The sequence below is a fragment of the Pseudomyxococcus flavus genome (assembly GCF_050038885.1).
Lineage (GTDB): Bacteria > Myxococcota > Myxococcia > Myxococcales > Myxococcaceae > Myxococcus > Myxococcus flavus.
Genome location: NZ_CP143624.1, coordinates 8243155 through 8265631, shown reverse-complemented (window position 1 = coordinate 8265631; position 22477 = coordinate 8243155). Strand labels below are relative to the sequence as shown.

20 protein-coding genes are annotated in these 22477 nt (G+C 69.3%); 3 read left to right on the top strand and 17 right to left on the bottom strand.

Features of this window, described 5'->3' with window-relative positions:
- Window positions 1-33: 33 nt before the first annotated feature.
- Window positions 34-663, bottom strand: coding sequence for a hypothetical protein (locus tag VZL07_RS34600; protein ID WP_426752204.1), 630 nt, complete (start codon window positions 661-663; stop codon window positions 34-36).
- A gap of 101 nt (window positions 664-764) precedes the next feature.
- Here VZL07_RS34600 and guaA point away from each other — a divergent pair, with 101 nt between their 5' ends.
- On the top strand, window positions 765-2318 hold the full coding sequence (gene guaA, locus VZL07_RS34595; RefSeq protein WP_426752203.1) for a glutamine-hydrolyzing GMP synthase: 1554 nt from the start codon (window positions 765-767) through the stop codon (window positions 2316-2318).
- Window positions 2319-2447: 129 nt separating this feature from the next.
- On the opposite strand, the gene VZL07_RS34590 is transcribed toward guaA, so the two are convergent.
- Window positions 2448-4541 (bottom strand): S46 family peptidase, encoded by a 2094-nt coding sequence (locus VZL07_RS34590; RefSeq protein WP_426752202.1) that lies wholly within the window; start codon window positions 4539-4541, stop codon window positions 2448-2450.
- Between the two features lie 302 nt (window positions 4542-4843).
- Complete coding sequence (locus VZL07_RS34585; protein WP_426752201.1) at window positions 4844-7264, bottom strand: ABC transporter permease; 2421 nt, start codon at window positions 7262-7264, stop codon at window positions 4844-4846.
- Between the two features lie 306 nt (window positions 7265-7570).
- Between VZL07_RS34585 and VZL07_RS34580 the strand changes: the two genes are divergently transcribed.
- Window positions 7571-8221, top strand: coding sequence for a hypothetical protein (locus VZL07_RS34580; RefSeq protein ID WP_426752200.1), 651 nt, complete (start codon window positions 7571-7573; stop codon window positions 8219-8221).
- Window positions 8222-8434: 213 nt separating this feature from the next.
- Here VZL07_RS34580 and VZL07_RS34575 read toward each other — a convergent pair whose 3' ends face one another.
- From VZL07_RS34575 to VZL07_RS34515, 13 genes are all read right to left on the bottom strand, one after another.
- A complete protein-coding gene (locus VZL07_RS34575) occupies window positions 8435-9256 on the bottom strand; it encodes a DUF3014 domain-containing protein (protein WP_426752199.1) in 822 nt (273 codons plus the stop codon).
- A gap of 155 nt (window positions 9257-9411) precedes the next feature.
- On the bottom strand, window positions 9412-10293 hold the full coding sequence (locus VZL07_RS34570; RefSeq protein WP_426752198.1) for a ribonuclease H-like domain-containing protein: 882 nt from the start codon (window positions 10291-10293) through the stop codon (window positions 9412-9414).
- Window positions 10293-10721, bottom strand: coding sequence for a (deoxy)nucleoside triphosphate pyrophosphohydrolase (locus VZL07_RS34565; RefSeq protein WP_426752197.1), 429 nt, complete (start codon window positions 10719-10721; stop codon window positions 10293-10295). Before VZL07_RS34565 ends, VZL07_RS34570 begins: the two co-directional genes overlap by 1 nt.
- Entirely contained in the window at window positions 10718-11881 is a 1164-nt protein-coding gene (locus tag VZL07_RS34560; RefSeq protein WP_426752196.1) for a PQQ-binding-like beta-propeller repeat protein, read from the bottom strand. Before VZL07_RS34560 ends, VZL07_RS34565 begins: the two co-directional genes overlap by 4 nt.
- Window positions 11882-11892: 11 nt before the next feature.
- Window positions 11893-12696, bottom strand: a complete 804-nt coding sequence (locus VZL07_RS34555) for a tetratricopeptide repeat protein (RefSeq protein WP_426752195.1) — start codon at window positions 12694-12696, stop codon at window positions 11893-11895.
- A gap of 73 nt (window positions 12697-12769) precedes the next feature.
- A complete protein-coding gene (gene der, locus VZL07_RS34550) occupies window positions 12770-14149 on the bottom strand; it encodes a ribosome biogenesis GTPase Der (RefSeq protein WP_426752194.1) in 1380 nt (459 codons plus the stop codon).
- A gap of 1 nt (window position 14150) precedes the next feature.
- Window positions 14151-15095 carry a GTPase Era gene (gene era / locus VZL07_RS34545; protein ID WP_426752193.1) on the bottom strand — a complete coding sequence of 315 codons (945 nt, stop codon included), beginning with the start codon at window positions 15093-15095 and terminating at the stop codon, window positions 14151-14153.
- A 123-nt stretch (window positions 15096-15218) separates the two neighbouring features.
- Window positions 15219-15770, bottom strand: a complete 552-nt coding sequence (locus VZL07_RS34540) for a peptidylprolyl isomerase (RefSeq protein ID WP_426752192.1) — start codon at window positions 15768-15770, stop codon at window positions 15219-15221.
- Between the two features lie 49 nt (window positions 15771-15819).
- The gene (locus VZL07_RS34535; protein WP_426752191.1) at window positions 15820-16527 is read right to left on the bottom strand and encodes a peptidylprolyl isomerase; all 708 of its coding nucleotides are present in this window, start codon (window positions 16525-16527) and stop codon (window positions 15820-15822) included.
- Window positions 16528-16573: 46 nt separating this feature from the next.
- Window positions 16574-17329 carry a ribonuclease III gene (gene rnc, locus VZL07_RS34530; RefSeq protein ID WP_426757435.1) on the bottom strand — a complete coding sequence of 252 codons (756 nt, stop codon included), beginning with the start codon at window positions 17327-17329 and terminating at the stop codon, window positions 16574-16576.
- Between the two features lie 22 nt (window positions 17330-17351).
- Window positions 17352-18215: a hypothetical protein gene (locus VZL07_RS34525; RefSeq protein ID WP_426757434.1), complete on the bottom strand. Its 864-nt coding sequence runs from the start codon at window positions 18213-18215 to the stop codon at window positions 17352-17354.
- Window positions 18215-19360, bottom strand: a complete 1146-nt coding sequence (locus tag VZL07_RS34520; RefSeq protein WP_426752190.1) for an acyl-CoA dehydrogenase family protein — start codon at window positions 19358-19360, stop codon at window positions 18215-18217. Before VZL07_RS34520 ends, VZL07_RS34525 begins: the two co-directional genes overlap by 1 nt.
- A 71-nt stretch (window positions 19361-19431) precedes the next feature.
- Entirely contained in the window at window positions 19432-20961 is a 1530-nt protein-coding gene (locus VZL07_RS34515; protein WP_426752189.1) for an acyl-CoA carboxylase subunit beta, read from the bottom strand.
- 204 nt (window positions 20962-21165) lie between these two features.
- On the opposite strand from VZL07_RS34515, the gene VZL07_RS34510 reads away from it, so the two are divergent.
- On the top strand, window positions 21166-21525 hold the full coding sequence (locus VZL07_RS34510) for a YtxH domain-containing protein (protein ID WP_426752188.1): 360 nt from the start codon (window positions 21166-21168) through the stop codon (window positions 21523-21525).
- A gap of 105 nt (window positions 21526-21630) precedes the next feature.
- On the opposite strand, the gene VZL07_RS34505 is transcribed toward VZL07_RS34510, so the two are convergent.
- Complete coding sequence (locus tag VZL07_RS34505) at window positions 21631-22407, bottom strand: enoyl-CoA hydratase-related protein (protein ID WP_426752187.1); 777 nt, start codon at window positions 22405-22407, stop codon at window positions 21631-21633.
- Between the last annotated feature and the right edge of the window lie 70 nt (window positions 22408-22477).

The window sequence follows — 22477 nt, the reverse complement described above, 5'->3', positions numbered from 1 at the left end:
CCCTGGGCTCCAGCCCGGACGGGCCGGGGCGTCCTACCGGCCGCGCCTGCGGCCACCCGACGCGGGCGCGCGGCTGTCCTCGGCGGCGGCGGGCGGCGCCACGCGCTTCTCCGCGGCATTCACCTGGTTGAGCAGCGACTCCTTGTCGTCCGGCTCCAGCGTCTCGATGGCCTGACGCAGGGTGTTGAAGTCGAGCCGGGCGATGGTGACGGTATTGCCACCCTTGATTTCCTGCACGGTGGGCACGCCCACCAGCTCGCGCATGTAGGTCTCGAACTCCACCCGCACGTCGGCCGTCTGCTGGACGCAGACGTCCTTGGCGTTGACCAGGTGCTGGGTGCCCTCGCGGTAGCTCAGGTCCGGGTTGCGGTTCATCGCCTCCTCGAAGGTGGCGGTCCGCTTGCGGAGGGAGGAGTACAGCTCGATGTAATCCACCAGCCGGTCCGTCTCCGGCCGGTTCACGTTGCGCGCCTTGGCCAGCGCCTCCGTGGCGTCATCACAGGTGATCTTCTCGAGCTCGGCGGCACCCGGCATTTCCTTCGCGGAGAGATTCTGGGTTTCGCGGTCCAGCCGCTCATCCGAGGAGATCTCCTTCACGCATCCGGTGGCGGACAGGAGCAGCAGGGCAGCAGCGGCAGTAGGGACGGACAGGCGGCGGGGCATCCAGGCCTCGAACAATTGAAGGTACTTGGGCGTTGTATTCCGGAAGTTTGTAGCGATAAGGGCCCCCAGCCGTCAACGACGCCCCTCTTGGAGATCCCCAGGTGGACCTGCACGCCGAAAAAATCCTGATCCTCGATTTCGGGAGCCAGTACACCCAGCTCATCGCCCGGCGCGTCCGCGAGCTGGGCGTCTACTGCGAAATCCACCGCCCGGACCTCCCGGCGGAGGACATCCGCAAGTTCGCCCCCCGTGGCATCATCCTCTCCGGCGGGCCGGCCTCCGTGGAGGCCCCGGGCTCCCCCCGCTGCGACCCCTTCGTCTTCGAGGCCGGCGTCCCCGTCCTGGGCATCTGCTACGGCCTCCAGCTCACCGCCAAGCTCCTGGGCGGCAAGATTGACCGGAGCGCCCACCGCGAGTTCGGCAACGCCGAGGTCGAGGTCCTGGCCCGCCGCGGCCCGTTCGCCGAGTTCACCCCCGGCGACAAGGTCCAGGTCTGGATGAGCCACGGCGACCGGGTGGAGGAGCTGCCCCCCGGCTTCGAGGCCATTGGCCGCAGCGGCAACTCGCCGTTCGCCGCCACCGCCCACGCGACGAAGCCCTGGTTCGGCCTCCAGTTCCACCCCGAGGTCGTCCACACCCCCCAGGGCAAGGCCATGCTGCGCGCCTTCCTCTTCAACGAGTGCAAGGTCAGCGGCTCGTGGACGATGAAGGGCTTCATCGACGAGGCCGTGGGCACCATCCGCCGCCAGGTGGGTGAGCACGGCCGGGTCATCTGCGCCCTGTCCGGCGGCGTGGACAGCTCCGTGGCCGCGCTGCTGCTGCACCGGGCCATCGGCCCCCGGCTCCAGTGCATCTTCGTGGACAACGGGGTGCTGCGGCAGAACGAGCGCGCCCAGGTGGAGGCCCTGTTCGTGGACCGCTTCCACGTCCCGCTCAAGACGGTGGATGCCCGCCAGCGCTTCCTGGACAAGCTCGCCGGCGTCACGGACCCGGAGAAGAAGCGGAAGATCATCGGCCGCGAGTTCATCGCCGTGTTCGAGGAGGCCTCCCGCGACGTGCAGGACGCGGAGTTCCTCGCCCAGGGCACGCTGTACCCGGACGTCATCGAGTCCGTGTCGTACAAGGGCCCCTCCGTCACCATCAAGAGCCACCACAACGTGGGCGGCCTGCCGGAGACGATGAAGCTCAAGCTGGTGGAGCCGCTGCGCGAGCTGTTCAAGGACGAGGTCCGCGCCCTGGGCCGGGAGCTGGGCCTGCCGGATGAGATGGTGTCCCGCCAGCCGTTCCCGGGCCCCGGCCTGGCCATCCGCGTCCTGGGCGAGGTCACCGAGCAGCGCCTGGAGCTGGTGCGGCGCGCGGATGCCATCGTCCAGGAGGAGATTCGCAGCGCCGGGCTCTACAAGGAGGTCTGGCAGGCCTTCGCGGTGCTGCTGCCCGTGCAGAGCGTGGGCGTCATGGGCGACGAGCGCACCTACGAGTCCACCTGCGTGCTTCGCGCCGTCACCAGCGTGGACGGCATGACGGCGGACTGGGCCCGGCTGCCGTTCCCCGTGCTGGAGCGCATCTCCACCCGCATCACCAACGAGGTGCGCGGCATCAACCGCGTCGTCTACGACATCTCGTCCAAGCCCCCCGCGACCATCGAATGGGAGTAGGGCGGGGAGGGGCAGGGCACCTGTCCCCCTGACGTGAAAGAGGCTGCCCGGAAACGTCACCGGGCAGCCTCTTCATGCTTCCGGGGCCCTGGCCTGAAGCGCGCCGGGGCCCCTATTGGCGGGAGCGAATCAGTTCGCCGGGGTGGCCTTCACGGCCGGGACCTTCGTGCTGCCCGGGCGCAGCTCCTCGAGCACGCGCGTGGCGCCGTAGATCTTCGTCAGCGCCTCGATGATGGCCTCGCTGTGGACGCTCACCGCGCGGTTGACGCTCTCGTCGAAGCCGTACTCGCCGCCCAGGGACTGGATGTTGCCGTCGAACACGATGCCGACGATCTCCGCGTCCTTGTTGATGACCGGCGAGCCCGAGTTGCCGCCGATGATGTCATTGGTGGAGACGAAGTTCATCGACGTGGTGCCGTCGAGCGCCTTCTCGTTCTTCAGCCAGGACTTCGGCAGCGCGAAGGGGTCCTCACCCGTGGCGCGCTCGAAGGTGCCGGCCATCTGGGTGATGGGGCTGATCTGCTTGCCGTTCTCCGTGTAGCCCTTCACCGCGCCGTAGGACAGGCGGAGGCTGAAGGTGGCGTCCGGGTACTGGTTGGTGCCGTAGATGTCGAACTTGGCCTTGGCCACCAGCTCGCTGTTCTTGCGGATGACGGACTCGACGTTCTCCTCGTACGTCTTGCGCACGGCGCGCATGTCCGGGTCCACCGCCAGGGCCAGCTGGATCATCGGGTCCTTGGACGCCGTGACGGCCGCCTTGCCGCCCTTGTAGAGGGCCTGGCGCGCCTTCACGTCACGCAGCTTGGTGCCCTTCACCAGCCGGGCGGCCAGCTTCTCCGGGGACTCCTTGCCCAGGACCTTCTTCACGAAGGGGTGGTCGGAGCCCAGCTCCTCGCGCATCTTGGTGAGGCTGAACGTCAGCCGGGCAATCTCCAGCTCCGGGTAGATGGGGGCCGGGCTGAACAGCTGGGCCTCCAGGGCCGGGACGTTGGCCTGGTTGAACTCACGCAGGCGCTGGCCGTTCGGCTTCGGGAGCTCCTCGGCGCCGCGCACCAGGGTGCGGGCGATGGAGAAGAGCGTGGAGGACAGGCCGCCGCCGTTCTCCATGTACGTCAGGTCCTGGCGGATGTTGCGCAGCTGCGTCTGGGCCTTGGCGATCTCATCCCACGCCGCGCCGTACTTCTTCTTCATCTCCGGGTTGGACTCGACCTTCTTGCGCAGCTCCTGCTCCGCGGCGACCTTCTGGGCGAAGAAGGCCTTGTCCAGCAGGGCCTCGTGCCGGCCCTTGAGGGCCTTCACCGAGTTCTCCACGCCGAACAGCATGTTGGTGGAGATGCGGCGCTGCTCCGCGCCACGGCGGCCGAACTCCGTCAGCATGCCGCGCATCTCGGAGAGCGTCATCAGCGTCTTGGGCAGCACCACGTCGCGCTGGAACTCCAGCTCCGCGATGGTGAGGCCACGCGAGGTGCGGCCCGGGTGGCCGGAGATGAAGGTCAGCTCGCCTTCCTTCGCGCCCTTCTCGGACCACTTGAAGTAGTTGTTCGTGGTCGCCGGCTTGCCGTCCTCGTAGACGCGCAGGAACGTCACGTCCAGCGTGTACCGGGGGAACTCGAAGTTGTCCGGGTCACCGCCGAAGAACGCGATGGCGTTCTCGGGGGCCATCACCAGGCGGACGTCCTGGAAGCGCTTGTACTGGTAGAGGTTGTACTGGCCGCCCTGGTACAGGGTGACGACGTCACAGCGCGTCTTGGCGTCGCCCGCGGAACAGGCCTGCTCCAGCTCGGACATCTTCGCCTTCAGGGTGTCCGCGTACTGCTTGCCCGACATGCCCTGCGTGGCCTTGTTCAACGTCTCCGTGACGTCGGTGATCTTGACCAGCTGGTTGATCTCCATCGCCGGGCACTTCGTCTCCTCGGCCTGCGTCTTCGCGTAGAAGCCGTTGGCGATGTAGTCCTTCTTCGCCGTGGAGAGCTGGTCGATGCAGCCGCGCGCGCAGTGGTGATTCGTCATCACCAGGCCGTTGGCGGACACGAAGCTCGCCGAGCACCCGCCCGCGAGCCGCGCCGACGACAGGCGCACGTTGTCCAGCCACTGCTGGGAAGGCTCGAAGCCGTACTTCTCCTTCACCTTCGCGGAGGGAAAGTTGTTGTAGGTCCACATGCCCTCGTCGGCCATCGCGGGAGCCGCGCCGAGGAGGGTGGCAATCACGAACAAACGCTTCATGAAACGGTCCTTTCCAGGGCCATGGGTGTCGCGGTTCTGCGGGAAGCTCCTGGCGGGGTCAAGCCAGGAAAAAACGCGGAAGATTTCCCGGACAACCGAACATTCGAGCGGTCTGCCGATTCCCGCCTTCACAGGTTGGATTCCGAGGAGAAATCGACCTGGAATCCAGCCCAAGAAGGAACAACGTGACGCGGCGGAGAAAGTCGCAAGCGTGACAGGATTTCCGGTCAACGCGACGTGTCATCCCTGTGAGTTCCAGGGCTGGGATTCCGCGTCCCGGGAGTGGGACGCGCGGGAGCCTGTCATTCCTTCCGGAGCGCCTGAAGCGGGCTCATTCGCGTCGCCCGCCGGGCGGGGACCCAGCAGGCCACGAGGGCCACGGCCGTGAGCAGCAGGGCGACCGCGCCGAACGTCCATGGATCTCGAGCGCTGACGCCATGCAGCTGGCTGGCGAGCACCTGGGAGAGGACGAGCGCCGCCGCGAGCCCCAGGCCGAGGCCCACGACGGTCATCTGCGCGCCCTGGGTCAGGACGAGCCGGAAGACGTCCGCGGGCCGCGCGCCGATGGCCATGCGAACGCCCAGCTCGCGGGTGCGCTGGCTGACGCGGAGCGAGACGACCCCGTAGAGCCCGAACGCGGCGAGCACGACGGCGAGGCAGGCGAAGCCGCCCAGCAAGCCCAGGACGAGCCTCCGCAGGGCCAACGACTGGGAGACGACCTGCTCCATGGTCAGGGCGCGGTGGACCGGAACCGTGCCGTCCACGCGGCGGATGGCCTCCCGGACGGCGGGCAGCAGCGTCTCCGGCGGCACCGTCGTGCGCGCCACCAGGACGAGCCCGTCGTCTCCCCAGGGCCTGCCGTAGGGAACGTGGAACTCGGCGAGCGGCTCCCGTTCCAGGCCCGCCTGCCTGACGTCGCCCACGACGCCGACGATGGTGTACGTCGCCGCGCCGATGCGCAGGCGCTGGCCCAGGGCGCCACCCGCCGGGAAATGCCTCCGGGCCAGGGCTTCGTTGACGATGACCACGCCCGGCTGGTCCGGCGCCGCATCCAGGGGCGTGAAGTCGCGACCCTGGCGAAGCGGGACGCCCATGGCCGCGAAGTAGCCGGGGCTGGTGGCACGGCGCTCGGCACGAGGCTCGTCTCCGGGCTCCGGGATGGGCGCGCCCTCGACCAGGTAACGGGCATTGTTCCAGGCCCGCTGGATGGGCAGCACCGAGGTCATGCCCGCGGCGGTGACGCCGGGGAGCGCTCGGACGGACTCCAGCACCGGCTCGAGCAGCCGCCGGGGAAGCTCCGCATCCAGGGCTCCATCCTTGAAGAACCGGTCGTCGGGGATGGCCAGGTGCAGCGTGAGGACCGGCCCCGGGGCAAGGCCGGTGGACGTGCCCAGGAGCTGGAGGAAGGCACGCCCGAGCAGCCCGGCGCCCACGAGCAGCACCAGGGACAGGGCCACCTCGGCGGCCACCAGGGAGGCCCCGAGACGGCGGCCGAAGCCCGGAACCGTGTTGGAGGCGCCCGCGGAGGCCAGTCCGCCACGGACGTCCAGCCGGGACACCTGGAGCGCCGGAAGCACGCCAAAGCCGAGCCCGCTGAGGACGGAGAGGCCGAAGAGGAACAGGAACGCCGTGCCGTCCAGTGCGATGGACTGCCGCCGAGGCAGGCTGTCCGGGGCGAGCGCGAGCAGCGCGTCCAGGCCCCAGCGGGCGAGCAATGCGCCGAGCGCGCCGCCCAGCAACCCCAGCAGCAGGCTCTCGACGAGGAGCTGCTGGACGACCCGGCCGCGGCCGGCCCCCAGTGCCATGCGGACCGCCAGCTCCTGCCGGCGGGTGCCCGCGCGGGCCAGGAGCAGGTTCGCGACGTTGGTGCAGGCAATGAGCAGGACCAGGGCCACGGCGCCCAGCAGGACCTGGAGCGGCGCCTGCCAGGTCCGCGTCTGGCTCTCGGCGAGCGGAATGACCCGGGCGCTCCGGTCCCGGTGCGCCTCGGCCTGGGCCGCCGCGGTGTTCGCGGCGACTTGCTTCAGCTGGGCGTCGGCGGATGCCAGCGACACGCCTGGGGCCAGCCGGGCCCGGAGCGTGAGCACCGTGGCGCGGGACCGCGCGGCGGCGTCCGGTGGAGCCACCAGGGGCAGCCAGACGTCGGTTTCAGGGTCGAAGGAGGACGGCATCACGCCAATCAGCGTGTGCGGCGTGCCATCCAGGCTCATGGACTGGCCGATGACGGCCGGATTGGCGCCGAAACGGGTGCGCCAGAGGGACTCGCTGATGACCGCGACGGGAGCCTGGCCGGGTTGGTCTTCGTCCGCCGTGAAGGTCCGGCCCAGGAGCGGCGGAACGCCGTGAACGGTGAAGAAGTCCGCCGTGCCACGGATGGCCTGGAGCCGTTCGGGCGCATCCTCGAGCCGGAGGGTGACGCCGCCGCCGGTGAACGCCGCCATGTGCTCGAAGGCCGGGGTGTGTTGGCGCCAGGCCCAGAACGTGGGCCAGGACACCGGACCGCCGTAGCCCTGGGGCCGGAGCTCGACCAGGCTGACCAGCCGCTCGGGCTCCGCGAATGGAAGGGGCCGGAACAGGACGGCGTGAACCACGCTGAAGATGACCGCGTTGGCGCCGATGCCCAGCGCCAGGCACAGCACGGCGGCCGCGACGAAGCCGGGTGAGCGGCGGAAGCCTCGCAGCGCGATGCGAACGTCCGTGGCGAGTGACTCGATGAAGCGCATGGGCGAGCTCGGGAGCTGATGTCGATGTGCCTGGGGGAGGCAGGACCGTCCCGAAGAAGATGCAATCGACGGACCGGGAACCGCCTGGCCACAATTGGAACCAAAGGGACGGGGGACGCCGGATTTCGCCCCTCGGTTTCGCCCGCGCTTAGTTTACATAACGCATGTTATCGGACGTTCTTTCAGAAGGAGAGGTCACGTCGCGGACGTTATCTCGGGGCCCGTTGCCGCCAACCTGCGGCCTGGCTGGCTGGCCGGCACTCGGTACTTTCCGGCATCCGCTTCGGCGCATACCGTGGCCGCCACATGCGTCTTCTTCGATTCGGACTCGTCGCCGTCACCTGCTGTGGCGCTCTCGTCCTCGCGGGCTGTCCCGACAAGCCCGCGGCCGTCCCGGATTCGGGCGTCGCCGATGCGCCCCAGGTTCCCGCGGAGCCGCCGCCCACCCGGTTCTCGCTCAGCTACCAGGCCCCGGCCGCCAGCGGACTCTCTGAGAACGCCGACGCCGGCAGTTTGGACGCCAGCGTCGCCATCGCCGGCAGTTCGGATGCCGGCGTCGCCATGGACGCCGGTGCGGTCCAGGCCCAGCTGGCGCTGTCCGAAGTCCCCCTGGCCCCGGATGAAGCATCCGTCATCGAGCCGACCTCGCTCCTGGAGCTCCGGACGACGCGCCCGCTCAAGAACTACCGGGTCCGCCTGTTCGACGAGGCCGATCGGGCCATGGTCTCCGACGACGAGGTCGAGGAAACCGACGCCGGCCTCATCTACCGGATCCACCTGCCGCAACCCCTCAAGTCCGGCTTCAAGTACACCCTGGTCGTGGACGCCCAGACTGGCACGGCCTTTACCGATGGCCTGGGCCGCGACGTCGATGAGTTCCGGCAAACGCTCCAGATTGCTGGCGAAAAGGAAAAGCCAGCGCCGCCCAAGCCCGCCTCCAGGAAGAAACGCCGGTAGCCCGGCCCGTTCCTGGGCGCGGGCCCGGCACGGGCCAGAGGCGCCGCCAGCGACCTCCTGTCGCTCGTTACCGCACTGGCGCGAGCGTCAGCAGCCCGTCATTCACGCTGTGGCATTGGCTCACCCGGACCGCCGTGCGAACGCGGCTCGCGGCCCCCAACAGTCGCGCTCGCCGCGTTCAGCTCAAGCGAGTCCTTCGGCGCCCGCTCCGGATCACCGATCCGCGACCGGCGGCAGCCCCAGCGAGCTCTTCAGCTCGCGCAACTTGGCCTGGATGAGCCGCATGTTCTTCGGCCCCATGCGCAGCAAGTGTTTCTGCGCGGGGCTCAGCTGCTCCAGCTCCGGCGCCGCATAGGCATGGAGCACCCCTTCGGGAACGACCTCCACGGGACCTTCCTGCACCGGGACCTTGAGCAGATGCTGGATGGCGGCGCTCAAGGAGCTGTTGAACGTCTGTCCCGGCGGCGAAATCTCCGCGTTCGCCTGGTCAATCAGCGGCTTCAGCTCCCGGTACACGCTGGCCGCGCCATGCGCGTCGATGGACCCGATGACGCGGGCCACGGTGTCGTACCGCGTGTAGCTCGCTGGATCGATGACCGTGGTGCCGTCCACCTGGGTCACTTGAAATGCGCCGGTGGGCGCCAGGAAGCCGAGCATCGTCCGCGGGCTCGATCCCTCGGCGATGGTGGCCACTGCGGCCGTGAGGCGACGGATCAGGTCCTTCTCGCTCATCCACCTCGCGAGCTCGGGCTCGGGCGAAAGCTGGCTCGCCAGGCTGCGCACCTCGTCGTCCTGTTCGGGCAGCGACACTTCGGGGGGCGCCGCGGCGGTGGGCGCCGCGGCCGTCGTGCTTGCGGCGTCCGTAGGCGCCGGCAGCACCTCCTCCAGGGGACGCGATTCGTGCCGCCGAAGTCCGAAATACGACGCCACCAACGCAAGACCGATCAGCCCAAGGACGACGGCCAACGTTTTGGCCTTCGAGCTCGGAGTGGGTTCAGAAACCTCGGCCGGCGTCGGATTCGTCGGGTCGCTCATTCATTCCTCCGTGGTGGACCCTTCAAGCTACAAACGCCCCCCGAAGGCATTCCACCGAACCTCCGCACTTTGCGAGCCCGGGTGTTCACCGCTCGGAACTCATGCACGCACGGCTGCTTCGGAGGCGGTGAGCCGGACACAGTCACCCTGCCCGCTCAGCTGTCCTGCTCCATGGCCCGGACACGCGCGAGCGTCTGCAGATCCCGCTCCGTGGGCCCCAGCTCGAGGATGATCCGGCTCACGTCGTACAGCACGTCGCCGCGTTCGAACACCGGCAGCCGGGGGACGTCCTGGTTCAGCTCATCGGCACCGCGGTTGTACGCCACGTCCATGAGCGTCCGGAGCTGGAAGGCGTCGTACAGGTTGTACTCGACGAGGAACCGCAGGGCCTCCACGTCGCCCCGCCGCTGGTACGCGCGCCACAGCAGCACCGCGTCGTAGCCATTCACGCCCTTCATGTGCGGCGGGCGCTCGGCGCCAATCTTCCCCTCGATTTCCTTCAGGCCGCCGCCCATGCCCAGCCGCCGCGTCACGAACCGCAGGTCGATGTGCGCGTCCGGCACGGGAAAGCGGCCGGGGCCGAAGTAGTCCCGCAGCACCGGGACGTCGAAACACGAGCCGTTGAACGTCACCCACAGCCGCCGGGCCGCCATGGCCTCCGGCAGCGCGTCCATGTTCCGGCCCTGGATGAAGACGTGAAGCCCCTTCGAATCGAACAGGCTCACCACCGTGGGCGCCTGGGCCTCCCGGCCGTCCGTCTCGATGTCGAAGTACACGGCGTCGTCCTGGAACTCGGGATACAGCCGCCAGTGCTCCCGGGGCGGAATCAGCTCCGCGAGCTTGCGCAAGTCCCGGCGAGCCAGCGCGTCCTTCGTCTCGGCGATCCGCGCCCGGGCAACGTCATCGGACTTCCGGTTGAGGGCCACGCCCTGGCCTGCCGCCGGAAAGTCATCCCAGGTCCGGATGCCGCGGGACCACAGGTCCTTCTCCCGCCAGGGGCCGACGCCCGGGATGTGCTGGAACGTCCGCTGGAGCATCAATCGAGCGCGCCCAGCCTTCCCGCCACCAGGTCGTCCAGGAGCGGGATGTCCGCCTCACAGAACGGCAGTGACTGCATCTGCGCCGGCGTCTGGAACGCCAGGGCATGGGCACCCAGCGGCCGGGGCTCACCGGAGACGATCCGGGCCAGGTACAGCACCAGCTCCACCGTCAGGTCCGGATAGGTGTGCCGGCCCTCCCAGAGCCGCCGGCCCACGGAGAGCTCCACGTCCAGCTCCTCGCGGCACTCCCGAGCGAGCGCGGCCTCGTCCGTCTCCCCGGCCTCGACCTTGCCGCCCGGAAACTCCCACAGCAGGGCCCGGCTCCCGCCCGGGAGCCGCTGCTGCACCAGGAACTGGCGCCCATCGTCCGGCCGCGGAATCAGCGCCGCCACCACGCGGACCGTTCTGCGCGCCGGCGCCGTCACCCGCCCAGTCCGTTCAGGTCCAGCGAGTACAGGAAGCCGTTGTTCGACAGCACGAACAGCTGGCGGCCGGCCGCGAACGGCGGCGCGGTGATGCCCCCGCCCGGGTTCCACGACACCCGGGAGCGGCCCGTCTTGGGCTCCAGGAACAACAGCGCATTGGACGTGGGCACCAGGAGCATTCCCTTCGCGAACACCGGAGCGAAGGCCGCCCGTTCCCCCAGGGGGTGCGACCAGAGAAGCCGTCCCGTCTCCGCCAGGTAGGCGTCGATGCGGCCGTCACCCGCGGCGAAGAGCACCTGGCCGCTGACCAGCAGCGACGTCAGGCCGTTCACCGAGGTGTTCCAGACCATGTCGCCGGTCTCCGCCTCCAGCGCGAAGATGCCGCTCTTGTAGGACGCCACATAGAGCTGTCCGTTGGCATCCATCACCGGGCTGCTGTCCACGTCCAGGAACTCGGAGCCGGTGCCGGACAGCGAGCGCTCCCAGGTGACACCGCCGTCATCGACGCTCAGGGCCACGACGAAGCCGTCCGAGAAGCCCACGTAGGCGATGCCCTCGCGGACCAACGGCCGGGAGGCGCCCCGGACCGTGAAGCCGGTGGGCGGATCCCTGCGGTACTGCCAGGCCCACTGCCCGTCCGCGGCCTTCACCGCGAAGAGCGTGTCGCTCTCGGAGGCCACCAGCACCAGGCCCTCGGTCACCACGGGCACGGTCGCCAGGGCCTCGCCCGCGACGTACTTCCACTTCTCCTCGCCGGTGGCGGCGTCCAGCGCGTAGAGCACGCCATCACCGCCCGGTACGTAGACCACCCCGTCCATGACGCGGGGACCCGCGTTGAAGCGGCTGGCCGTCTTGTACGACCACTTCACCTTGCCGTCGCGCCCCACGCCGCGGGCGAATCCATCCCGCGTGAGCGCGATGGCCGTCCTGCTGACGGGGTCATACGCCGGAGAGGCCGTCTCGCGCGGGCCATACTCCAGCGTCTCCGGGGGCGCGAGCGACGCCCACCAGTTCACCGAGAAGTAGTCCAGCGGCGCTTGCGACGGCGGCCGCGGCAGCTCCGGGTTTCCGTAATACGGCACGCCACTGCAGCCGCCCAGAAGCCCCACCGCCATGGCACCACCCAGCCAACGCTTCCAGCTCACGTGCCGCATCGTCATGGCGTGTGTTTCTACCCCGCGTCCGGAACGGGTGCAGCCGCCGGAGCCTCCGGGGCGGGAATCTTCACACCTTCGGACGCCAGCACCGCCAGGCGCTCTCCGGCCTGACGCGCCGCCGCCGTGTTCGGGTGCGCGGTGGTGAGCTTCGACAGGACCTGGGCCGCCTCCTCCTTCTTGCCCTGGAGGATGAGCATGCGGGCCTTGTGGTAGTCGCCCATGCCCACCAGGAACGAGCCGCCGGCGGCGTTCATCTGCTCGAACGCCTTGATGGCGTCGTCGTACTTGCCCTCGGCCTCGAGCGCGTAGCCCTGGCCCTCGAAGGCGTCCGCGCGGAGCGGATCGTTCTGGGCCGCGCCCTTGAGGAACTCGCCGAAGGCCGCCTGCGCCGCGGCGAAGTTGCCCAGGCGGAACTGCGCCTTGCCCTCGGCCAGTGCGGCCGTCGCCGCGGACGGGGTGCCGCCGTGCTGCTGGCGGAACTCACCCAGGGACTTCACCAGCGCCTCGTCGCGCTCCTTCAGCGACTTGAAGGGCGGCTCGGTGTCGCCGGGCTGCGCGGGCTGCACGCCTTCCACGGGCCGGTCGAGGACCGTGAGCGCCTGGCCCAGGGCCTCGGCGGCCTTCTCCTCGCCGCGCTTGGACATCTCGCTGGCGATGGCCACACCCACGCCGCCCAGGAGGATCACGCCGGCGGCGAGGCCAATGATCTTCTGGCGCTGGGCAAGCCAGTCGCTCGCCTCGGTGCCCGCCTTCTGGAAGGAGTCCGGCTGGCTGAGCGCTTCCTGGCGAATCTTCTCGGTCTTGGTGGTTCCGGCCACGTCTGGAAACCTCTTCTATAAAGAGCGGCGCACTGTACGGAGCGCGCGCCGCGAGTGTCAACGCACTGACGCCTCAGCGCTTCCCCTGGCGCTGCGGCCGCTTGCGGGCCTCGCGCTTGGCCTGCCCGGGCCGCCCCTTGAAGATGAGCCGGATGGGCACGCGCAGGTCGAACGTCTTGCGCAGCTGGTTGGTGATGTACCGCTTGTACATGTCCGGAACGCCTTCCGGATGGTTCACGGTGATGGCGAAGGTCGGCGGCGCCGCCGCCACCTGGGCGATGTAGTACAGCCGCAGGGGCTTGCCCTTGACGATGGGCGCCGGGTGGTTGTCCACCATGTGCTCCAGCAGCCGGTTGAGCTGCGGAGTGGGCGCCCGGAAGCGGAACTGGTCGGCGAGCTCCGTCGCCACGTCCACCACCTTCTCCACCTTGGAGCCCGTCAGCGCCGAGGTGAAGAGGATGGGCGCATAGCCCACGAACTTGAGCGCGTACTTGAGGGACTCGCGGTAGGTCTCCTGCCGGCGCTGGTCCGCGCCCACCAGGTCCCACTTGTTGACGACGATGACCAGCGCGCGGCCCCGCTCCTCGGCCAGGCCCGCCAGCTTCGCGTCCTGGTCCACCGCGGGCTCCGTGGCGTCCATCAGCAGCACCGCCACGTCGCTGCGCTCCATCACCTTCAGCGCGGCGACGACGGAGAACTGCTCCACGCGCTGGGCAATGGACTTCTTGCGCCGGATGCCCGCCGTGTCGGTGAGCAGCAGCTTGCGGCCCTTGTACGTCAGCTCGGAGTCCACCGGGTCCCGCGTGGTGCCCGCCACCTCGCTGGCCACCACCCGCTTCTCCTTGAGGATGGCGTTGACCAGGGTGCTCTTGCCCACGTTGGGCCGGCCGATGATGGCCAGGCGGATGAGGCCGTCGTCCGGCGGCGACTCGTCGTCCTCGCCCTCCTCCTTGGGTGGCAGCCTGGCCGTGATGGCGTCGAACAGCTCCTGCATGCCCAGGCCGTGTTCGGCGGACAGGGGCTGCACGTCCCCCAGGCCCAGGCGGTAGAACTCGCCGGCCAGGGCCATCATCTGCCCGGACGTGTTGTCCAGCTTGTTGGCGGCCAGCACCACGGGCTTGCCGCTCTTGCGCAGGAAGTTGGCCACGGCCTCGTCCGCCGCGGTGAGGCCCGCGCGGGCGTCGGTGACGAAGACGATGACGTCGCACTCGTCCACCGCGAGCTGGGCCTGCTCCCGCACCTGCTGCAGGAGCGCGTCCTCGTCACCGGGCACGAAGCCGCCGGTGTCGATGAAGGTGAACTTGCGGCCTTCCCACTCCGCGTCCGCGTAGTGACGGTCCCGCGTCACGCCGGGCTCGTCCTGCACCAGCGCGAGGCGCCGGCCCGCGAGCCGGTTGAACAGCGTGCTCTTGCCCACGTTGGGGCGTCCGACAATGGCGACCAGGGGCTTCATCTCAGTCGTATCCCAGCTTCTTGAGGCCTTCGGGGCGCTCGCTCCAGCGCGGCTCCACGCGGACGCGCAGGTCCAGGTACACGTGCGCGCCCAGCAGCCGCTGCACGGACTTGCGCGCGTCGGTGCCAATGGTCTTCAGCATCTGCCCCTGCTTGCCGATGATGATGGCCTTCTGGCTGTCGCGCTCCACGAAGATGGACGCGGCGATGCGGATGAGGCCACCCAGTTGGTTCGGCGGCGTGCCCGGCCGGGGCTCGCGCTCGGACTCGTCGAAGATGTCCACCACCACCGCCGTGGAGTACGGAATCTCCTGGCGGCAGTGCCGCAGCACCTGCTCGCGGATGTACTCCGCCACCAGCGCGCGCTCCTGCTGGTCGGTGAGCATGTCCTCGTCGAAGACGTTCTCCCCCTCGGGCAGGTGCCGGAGCACGATGTGGAACAGGTGCTCCACGCCGTCCTTCTCCCGGGCGGAGATGGGCACCACCTCCGCGAAGGGGAACTCGTTCCGGTACAGGTCGATGAGCGGCAGCAACTGCGCCTTCGGAATCGAGTCGATCTTGTTGATGACCAGGAAGGTCGGCTTGCCGATCTTCTGCAGCCGCTCGAGGATGTGGCGGTTGCCCGGGCTCACCTCGGGCTTCTCGCCCGCGGGCGGCTCGATGAGGAAGAGGACCAGGTCCACCTCCTCGGCGGCCTGGAGCGCCACCTCGACCATGTAGCGGTTCAGCTCGCCCTTGGCCTGGTGGATGCCCGGCGTGTCGATGAACGCCACCTGCCCCTCCGGGCGGGTGACGACGCCGAGGATGCGGTTGCGCGTCGTCTGCGGCTTGGGCGAGACGATGGCGATCTTCTCGCCGGTCAGTGCATTGAGCAGCGTGCTCTTGCCCACGTTGGGGCGCCCGATGAGGGCGGCGAAGCCGCTGCGGTGGTTCTTGGGGGAGGCCATTGCTTCGAAGGTGGTCTGGGACACCGCATTCCACGGGGCCCCGAAGAGGGAACGTCTGGACAGCGCCCTATAACAGCCCACCGCCCGTCCCATTCGGGTCCGGACGGGCGGCGAGCGGGCGGACTACGGCTGGGTCGTCGAGATGGTCAGCTTGTTGATGACGACGTCCTGGCGGGGACGGTCGTTACCGTCGCGCGGCACGCCGGCGATCTTCTCCACCACGTCATACCCGCTCAGCACCTCACCGAAGATGGTGTGCCTGTTGTTGAGGTACGTCGGCTTGGAGGTGGTGATGAAGAACTGGCTGCCGTTGGTGTTGGGGCGGCCGATGTTCGCCGTGGCCAGCAGGCCGACTTTGTCGAAGGCCCGGCCGCTCTGGTACTCGTCGTCCACGTTGAAGCCCGGGCCGCCGCGGCCGGTGCCCGTGGGGTCACCGCCCTGAATCATGAAGCCCGGAATCACGCGGTGGAAGATGATGCCGTCGTAGTAGGGCCGCTGCGCCTTCTCACCCGTCTTCGGGTCCTGGAAGGGCAGCTCGCCCGTCGCCAGGCCCACGAAGCTGGTCACCGTCTTCGGCGCGTCCTTCGAAAACAGCTTCGCCACGATGGTCCCGTGCGAGGTGTCGAAGGTGGCGTAAAGGTCATTGCCCGCGCGGGCCTCGTCCATCATTCCCATGCTGCCCTCCCGTGTGGGGGCCCGTCGGAGGGACGGACCCGGAATGGTGTCACGGCTTTGGTGAAACCGTCTTCGCGCCCGCGGGCTTCGCGGGCGCTGCTTCCTTGCCCGCCGCGGGGGCCGTCACGCCCGCGGGAGCCTTGTCACCCACCACCACGCGCTGCAGCAGCACCGCGGTGCGGGGACGGTCCCGGTTGTCCCGGGGCACGTTGCCAATCTTCTCCACCACGTCGTAGCCCGCCACCACCTCACCGAAGATGGTGTGCTTGTTGTTGAGGTGCTCCGGCGTGGAGGTGGTGATGAAGAACTGGCTGCCGTTGGTGTTGGGCCCGGCGTTGGCCATGGCCAGCAGACCCGGCTTGTCGAAGGCCCGGCCGCCGTGGAACTCGTCGGCGAAGCGGAAGCCCGGGTCCCCGAGGCCGGTGCCCGTGGGGTCACCGCCCTGAATCATGAAGCCGGGAATGACGCGGTGGAACACCGTGCCGTCGTAGAGCGGCTTCTTCGCCATCTTCCCGGACTTGGGGTCGCGCCACGCCTTCTCCCCCGAGGCCAGCCCCACGAAGTTGGCCACCGTCTTGGGGGCTTCCTTGGAGAAGAGGCGGATGACGATGGCGCCCTCGCTCGTCTGGAGCGTGGCGTAGAGGTCCTTGCCGGCCGTCGCCTTCCGGGTCCACTTGCCGGTATCGGCGGCCAGGACGGTGCCCGCGAGCAGGCACGTCACCAGCACGAGCGTCTTTCGGAGGGAGGCGGGGGGCATCTTGGCGCGGCACCTTACGCGCCACCCCCTGCCCCTCCAAGGGGTTTCATGCCGGGGTGTCGTGTCCTGGCGTCCCGGGCGGGGGGGAGGTGGGACAGGCGGCGCCCTGCTGCAGCTTGTCCAGGGTGAGCTGCGCGGCGGACTGCTCCGCCTCCTTCTTGCTGCGGCCCGTGGCCCGGGCGAAGGCGGTGTCGCCCAGCACCAGCTCCACCTCGAACACCTTGGAGTGCTCCGGGCCGGACTCGGAGACGACCCGGTAGCGGGGCTGGAGCTTGAGCCGCTCGTGGGCCAGCTCCTGGAGCAGCGTCTTGTAGTCGAGCCGGCCCTGGCCGCTGGAGACCTCGTCCAGCAGCTCCGCGAAGTACCGGTCCACCAGCGCCACCGCCGGGTCCAGGCCGCTGGTGAGGAACACCGCGCCGAAGACGGCCTCCAGCGCGTCCGCCAGCACGGAGTTCTTCTCCCGGCCGCCGGACATCAGCTCGCCCCGGCCGAGCAGCAGCAGGTCGCCCAGCGGAATCGTCCGCGCCACGCGGGCCAGGCCGTCCTCGTTGACGACGCGGGCGCGCATCTTGGTCAGGTCGCCCTCGGGCATCCCCGGGCAGCGCGCCATCAGCCGGTGGCTGACGGCCAGGTTGACCACCGCGTCGCCCAGGAACTCCAGGCGCTGGTTGTCCTTCAGCTCCTTGTCCCGCGACTCGTTGACATAGGTCTTGTGCGTCAGGGCCTCCAGCGCCGTCTCCATCCGGGAGAAGCGCAGGCCCAGCCGCGACTCGAGCAACTGCACCCGCTCGGACGGGCTCATCTTGTCCGGACCGCTCAACCCATCACTCCTGAGGCGCGTCCGGACCCACCAGCCTCACGGCCGTGGGGGGGACCTTCAGGAGGTCCGCCACCATCCGCACGATGCCTGGAAACTCATCCAGTTCGAACCGCCCCGCCCACTCCTTGCCCTGGGGGCCCGCCAGCAGCCCCCGGAAGGTGCGGCCCGCCACCCGCGCGGCGGCGAAGCGATAGGGACGGCCCTCCACCTGCAACTGCGCCAGCAGCTCCAGGCTGCTCCGGGGCGGCACCAGCGCCTCCGCTCCGAACTTCTCCACGATGTCGGAGAAGCGCACCAGCCCGGCGCCCACGGGCGCCGCCTGCGGACGGGCCGCCGGCTCCCCGAAGAGCGCCACCAGGTAGCCCGTCAGCGCCGCCCGCTCGCGGAACTCGGACAGCTCCAGGGTGTGGCCCGTCCCCGCCTGCAGGTCCTCTCCGCCCCGGGCGACGCGGGCCACCCGGAAGTTGCCCAGCCGGTCCGCCACCAGCGTGACGGCCAGCTCACCGTCCACGACCTCCGTGGACAGCTCCAGCGTCTCCGGCTCCACCCGCGGCGTCAGCCCCAGGACCTGGAGCTCCGCGGAGCGGCGCTGGACGTGGAAGATGTGCTCGTTGAAGGCGTCCGCGAGCAGCGCCTCGATGTCGGACACGTCGCTGAGCGCGCCCACCAGGATGGGCGCCAGTCCCACCACGGCCGGCGGAGAGATGGGGATGAGCCGGTCCCCCATCACCTGGAAGGTCACCTCGGGGATGAAGGCCCGGGTGACGGGGTTGACCAGTGGCGACGCCTCGAGGTCCAGCACCGCCTCGGTGCCGGCCGCGTCCTCTCGCAACTGCAGCCCGAGACCTTCCAGCCGCGCGGTGTCCATCAAGTCCCTTTGAAGGTTTCCCGGGCAATGATTGTACGCTGGATCTCGCTGGTCCCCTCGCCGATCTCGCAGAGCTTCGCGTCGCGCAGGTAGCGCTCGACGGGGAACTCACGGGTGTAACCATACCCACCGTGGATCTGCACCGCCTTGTTGCAAGCCCGCATGGCGGCCTCGGAGGCGAAGAGCTTGGCCATGGAGGCCTCGCGCGAGTACGGCTTGCCCTCGTCGGCCAGCTTCGCCGCGCGGTGGACCAGGAGCCGGGCGGCGTCGATCTCCGTCTTCATGTCCGCCATCATCCAGCGCAGGCCCTGGAACTCGCTGATGGGCTGGCCGAACGCGGTGCGCTCGCGGGAGTAGCCCACCGACTCCTCCAGGGCGCCCCGCCCCAGGCCCACGGCCAGCGCGCCGATGGTGATGCGGCCGCGGTCGAGGATCTTCATCGTGTCGATGAACCCGTGGTCGATCTCCCCCACGCGCGCGGAGTCCGGCACCTCGACGTTCTCCAGGATGAGCTCGGCGGTGTCGGAGGAGCGCATCCCCAGCTTGCCGTGGATGGCGCGCTGGCTGAACCCCGGCAGGCCCTTCTCCAGCACGAAGGCGGTGACGCCCTTCTGGCGCTTCTCCGGCGACGTGAGCGCGAGCACCACGAAGACGTCCCCCACGGTGCCCTGGGTGATGAACATCTTGGTGCCGTTGAGCACCCAGTGGTCGCCCTTGCGCACCGCCGTGGTCTTCATGCTGGAGGCGTCCGAGCCGGAGCCCGGCTCCGTCAGGCCCCAGGCGCCCAGGAACTCGCCGGTGGCGAGCTTGGGCAGGTACTTCTGGCGCTGCGCCTCGTTGCCGAAGACGCGCAGGTGGCTGGTGCCCAGGCCGTTGTGGCTGGCCACCGTCAGCGCGAGCGAGCCGTCGTAGCGGGCGATCTCCTCGACGGTCACCGCCACGGCGAGCGAGTCCATGCCCGCTCCGCCGTACTCCTCGGCGACCAGGATGCCCATCACCCCGAGCTGCCCCAGCTCCCGCACGACGTCCATGGGGAACTTCTCGTCCTTGTCCCACTCGCGTGCGTACGGCTTCACCCTCCGTTCGCAGAATTCACGGATGGAGGATTGGAGGGCGCGGTGGCTTTCAGGAAGGTCGAAATCCATGATGTCGGCAGGATCTATAGCAAACGGCCCGGATGCAGCCCGGGACTTCGAGGTGAGGTAACGCTACCTACTCAAACTGGATAGACGCCGTGCTTCTTTTCCGCACGGGGTGCGAAGCGCTGAGCGTACAGCCCATAACGCTGGGCCAGCTCCCGGCGCAGCCGGTCGCCTGGGATGATGTCGTCGATGACGAGCTCGCTGGCCAGCTTGTAGATGTCCACGTCCTGCTTGTACTCGTCGCGCAGCTTCTGGACGTAGGCGGGCCGCTCGGCCTCCGGCAGCTCCTGGATCTTGTTGTAGTAGACGGCATTCACCGCCGCCTCTGGTCCCATGACGGCGATCATCGCCCCCGGCAGCGCCAGGGTGGCGTCCGGAGCGAAGCCGGGGCCGCTCATGGCGTAGAGGCCGGCGCCGTAGGCCTTGCGGACCACCACGCAGATGCGGGGCACGCTGGCCTCGGACACGGCGGAGATCATCTTCGCGCCCGCGCGGATGATGCCGGCGCGCTCCACCTTGGTGCCAATCATGAAGCCCGGCACGTCCGCCAGGTACAGCAGCGGGATGTTGAAGGCGTCACACAGCCAGATGAAGCGGGCCGCCTTGTCCGCGCTGTCCACGAACAGCACGCCGCCCTTGTACTTGGGCTGGTTGGCGACGATGCCCACCGGGCGGCCGTCGATGCGGGCCAGGCCCGTGACGAGCTCCTGGGCGAAGAGCTTCTTCACCTCGAACCAGCTGCCCTCGTCGATGAGCTCGTTGATGAGCTCGTGCATGTTGAAGGGCTTGTTCTGGTCGACGGGGACGATCTCCTCCACCTTCTTGCCGCCGGCCTTGGGGGCCCTGGGCTCGGCGCGCGGCGGCGCCTGGGAGAAGTTCTCCGGGAAGAAGCCGATGTACTTCTTCGCCGCCTCGATGGCCTCCTGCTCCGTCTTCACCAGCACGTCGCCGACGCCGGAGATGGAGCAGTGCATCTTCGCGCCGCCCATCTCCTCCAGCGACACCTTCTCGCCAATCACCATCTCCGCCATGCGCGGGCTGCCCAGGTACATGGAGGCGTTGCCCTCCACCATGATGACCAGGTCGCAGAAGGCGGGGATGTACGCGCCACCCGCGGCGGAGGGCCCGAAGAGCAGGCACACCTGCGGCACGAAGCCTGACAGGTGCACCTCGTTGTAGAAGATGCGGCCGGCGCCGCGGCGTCCCGGGAACATCTCCACCTGGTCGGTGATGCGGGCACCGGCGGAGTCCACCAGGTAGAACAGCGGGCAGCGCAGCTCGCGGGCCGTCTCCTGGATGCGGAGGATCTTCTCCACGGTGCGGGCGCCCCAGCTGCCAGCCTTCACGGTGGAGTCGTTGGCCATGATGGCCACGGTGCGTCCGGCCACCTTGCCCACGCCGATGATGACACCATCCGAGGGCAGGTCCGGGTCCAGGTTGTTGGCGAGCTTCGCGTCCTCCACGAAGGAGCCCTCATCCACGAGCATCCGGATGCGCTCGCGGGCGAAGAGCTTGCCCGCCTCCTGGTTCTTGGCGTGGTACTTCTCCGCGCCACCCTTCTCCACCTGGGCGATCTTCTCCAGCAGTTTCGAGTCTTGGGACATGGCCCGTGGCACATAGCAGAAAGGGCTACGGCTGGCTGCCTTCTCGCAGAGGGGGCAGCGTGGCATGGCGGACACACGACGCACCGCGCAGCGCCTGTTCGCTGGGGGATGCCGCGACTGGCCCCCCTGCCTACCTTGGAGCCTCAACGGGGGCGTGCTCGCGAGTGATGCGCACCCGGCAACCATCGGGTCCAGGAGGGACGCATGTTCGCAGCGAAGAGAGGCAAGTGGATGGCGAAGGGAGTCGCCAAGAGCGACCTGTATCGCAAGTGGCTGGCCCACAAGCTCATCAGTGATCTGCCCCGCGCGGCCAGGAACCGCTGGGACGATTTCGAGCCGGATGACATGCTGCGCTATGTCGGCTTGACGACCTATAAGCCGGCGCGCGCGAGCCTGGGTGGGCTGGGCGTGTTCCTGCTCGGCGTGGCCGTTGGCGGCGTGACCGCGCTCCTGATGGCCCCCAAGACGGGCACGGAGCTGCGCACCACGGTGAAGGACAAGGCCACGGCCTACATGAACAAGCAGAACGTCAACCTGGGCCAGGAGCGCACCGCCAACGCGTGAGGCGCGCTCGCGGCCTTCCCTGCATGACGTGCAGCGACTCCGGGGACGGGGACCCAGCCGGGCCCCCCGTCCCCGCTGTATTTCAGGGCCGGCGTGAGGACACGGCTAGCGGCCCTTGTAGACGGGGGCGCGCTTCTCCGCGAAGGCGCGCAGGCCCTCCAGCCGGTCCTCCGTCTTGAGGATCTCCTCGTACTTGCGCAGCTCCAGCGCCAGGGCGTCGTCCAGCTCCAGGCCCGTTCCCTCGTCGATGGCGTGCTTGGCCGTGGCCACGGCGATGGGCGCGTTCTCCACCACCGACTCCGCCAGGCCGTAGGCCACCGCCAGCAGGTGCCCTTCCGGCGCCAGGCGGTTCACCAGGCCCACGCTGAAGGCCTCGGCGGCGTTGATGCGCCGGGCGGTGAGGATGAGGTCCTTCGCGCGGCCCGGGCCCACCAGCCGCGCCAGCCGCTGCGTGCCACCGCCCCCGGGGATGATGCCCAGCTTCACCTCGGTGAGGCCCAGCTCCGCGGCCGGGGCCGCCACGCGCAAATCACACGCGAGCGCCAGCTCCGTGCCGCCGCCGAAGGCCGCGCCGTTGATGGCGGCGATGAAGACGCAGTCGCTCTTCTCCAGCGCGCGGAAGGTGCGGCGCAGCCCGTCCAGGAAGGCGCGGACCTCGTCCTCGGACATGGTCGCGCGCTCCTTCAGGTCGGCGCCGGCGCAGAAGGCCTTGTCGCCCGCGCCGGTGATGACGACGGCGCGGACCTGGCGGCTCGAGGACACGCGCGTCACATGCTCGCCGAGCTCCTTCAGCATGGCCCGGCTGATGGCGTTGCGGCGGCTCTCGCCGTCGATGGTCCAGATTTCGATGGCACCCCGTGCGTCGACCTTGAATTCCGGCATGTTCGCTCCCCTTTCCCGGCCTGGCAGCCGGGCTGCCCTGGGCCGGGGCAGAGTGCGACCAGAAGCCGGG

Excerpts from the sequence above, each read along its gene's own strand:
- VZL07_RS34535 (WP_426752191.1), bottom strand. The coding sequence starts at position 16,527 with ATGCCCCCCGCCTCCCTCCGAAAGACGCTCGTGCTGGTGACGTGCCTG.
- VZL07_RS34585 (WP_426752201.1), bottom strand. The coding sequence starts at position 7,264 with ATGCGCTTCATCGAGTCACTCGCCACGGACGTTCGCATCGCGCTGCGA.
- VZL07_RS34520 (WP_426752190.1), bottom strand. The coding sequence starts at position 19,360 with ATGGATTTCGACCTTCCTGAAAGCCACCGCGCCCTCCAATCCTCCATC.
- VZL07_RS34570 (WP_426752198.1), bottom strand. The coding sequence starts at position 10,293 with ATGCTCCAGCGGACGTTCCAGCACATCCCGGGCGTCGGCCCCTGGCGG.
- der (WP_426752194.1), bottom strand. The coding sequence starts at position 14,149 with ATGAAGCCCCTGGTCGCCATTGTCGGACGCCCCAACGTGGGCAAGAGC.
- era (WP_426752193.1), bottom strand. The coding sequence starts at position 15,095 with ATGGCCTCCCCCAAGAACCACCGCAGCGGCTTCGCCGCCCTCATCGGG.
- VZL07_RS34575 (WP_426752199.1), bottom strand. The coding sequence starts at position 9,256 with ATGAGCGACCCGACGAATCCGACGCCGGCCGAGGTTTCTGAACCCACT.
- VZL07_RS34515 (WP_426752189.1), bottom strand. The coding sequence starts at position 20,961 with ATGTCCCAAGACTCGAAACTGCTGGAGAAGATCGCCCAGGTGGAGAAG.
- VZL07_RS34510 (WP_426752188.1), top strand. The coding sequence starts at position 21,166 with ATGTTCGCAGCGAAGAGAGGCAAGTGGATGGCGAAGGGAGTCGCCAAG.
- VZL07_RS34600 (WP_426752204.1), bottom strand. The coding sequence starts at position 663 with ATGCCCCGCCGCCTGTCCGTCCCTACTGCCGCTGCTGCCCTGCTGCTC.
- VZL07_RS34525 (WP_426757434.1), bottom strand. The coding sequence starts at position 18,215 with ATGGACACCGCGCGGCTGGAAGGTCTCGGGCTGCAGTTGCGAGAGGAC.
- VZL07_RS34505 (WP_426752187.1), bottom strand. The coding sequence starts at position 22,407 with ATGCCGGAATTCAAGGTCGACGCACGGGGTGCCATCGAAATCTGGACC.
- VZL07_RS34580 (WP_426752200.1), top strand. The coding sequence starts at position 7,571 with ATGCGTCTTCTTCGATTCGGACTCGTCGCCGTCACCTGCTGTGGCGCT.
- VZL07_RS34560 (WP_426752196.1), bottom strand. The coding sequence starts at position 11,881 with ATGACGATGCGGCACGTGAGCTGGAAGCGTTGGCTGGGTGGTGCCATG.
- VZL07_RS34540 (WP_426752192.1), bottom strand. The coding sequence starts at position 15,770 with ATGGGAATGATGGACGAGGCCCGCGCGGGCAATGACCTTTACGCCACC.
- rnc (WP_426757435.1), bottom strand. The coding sequence starts at position 17,329 with ATGAGCCCGTCCGAGCGGGTGCAGTTGCTCGAGTCGCGGCTGGGCCTG.
- VZL07_RS34590 (WP_426752202.1), bottom strand. The coding sequence starts at position 4,541 with ATGAAGCGTTTGTTCGTGATTGCCACCCTCCTCGGCGCGGCTCCCGCG.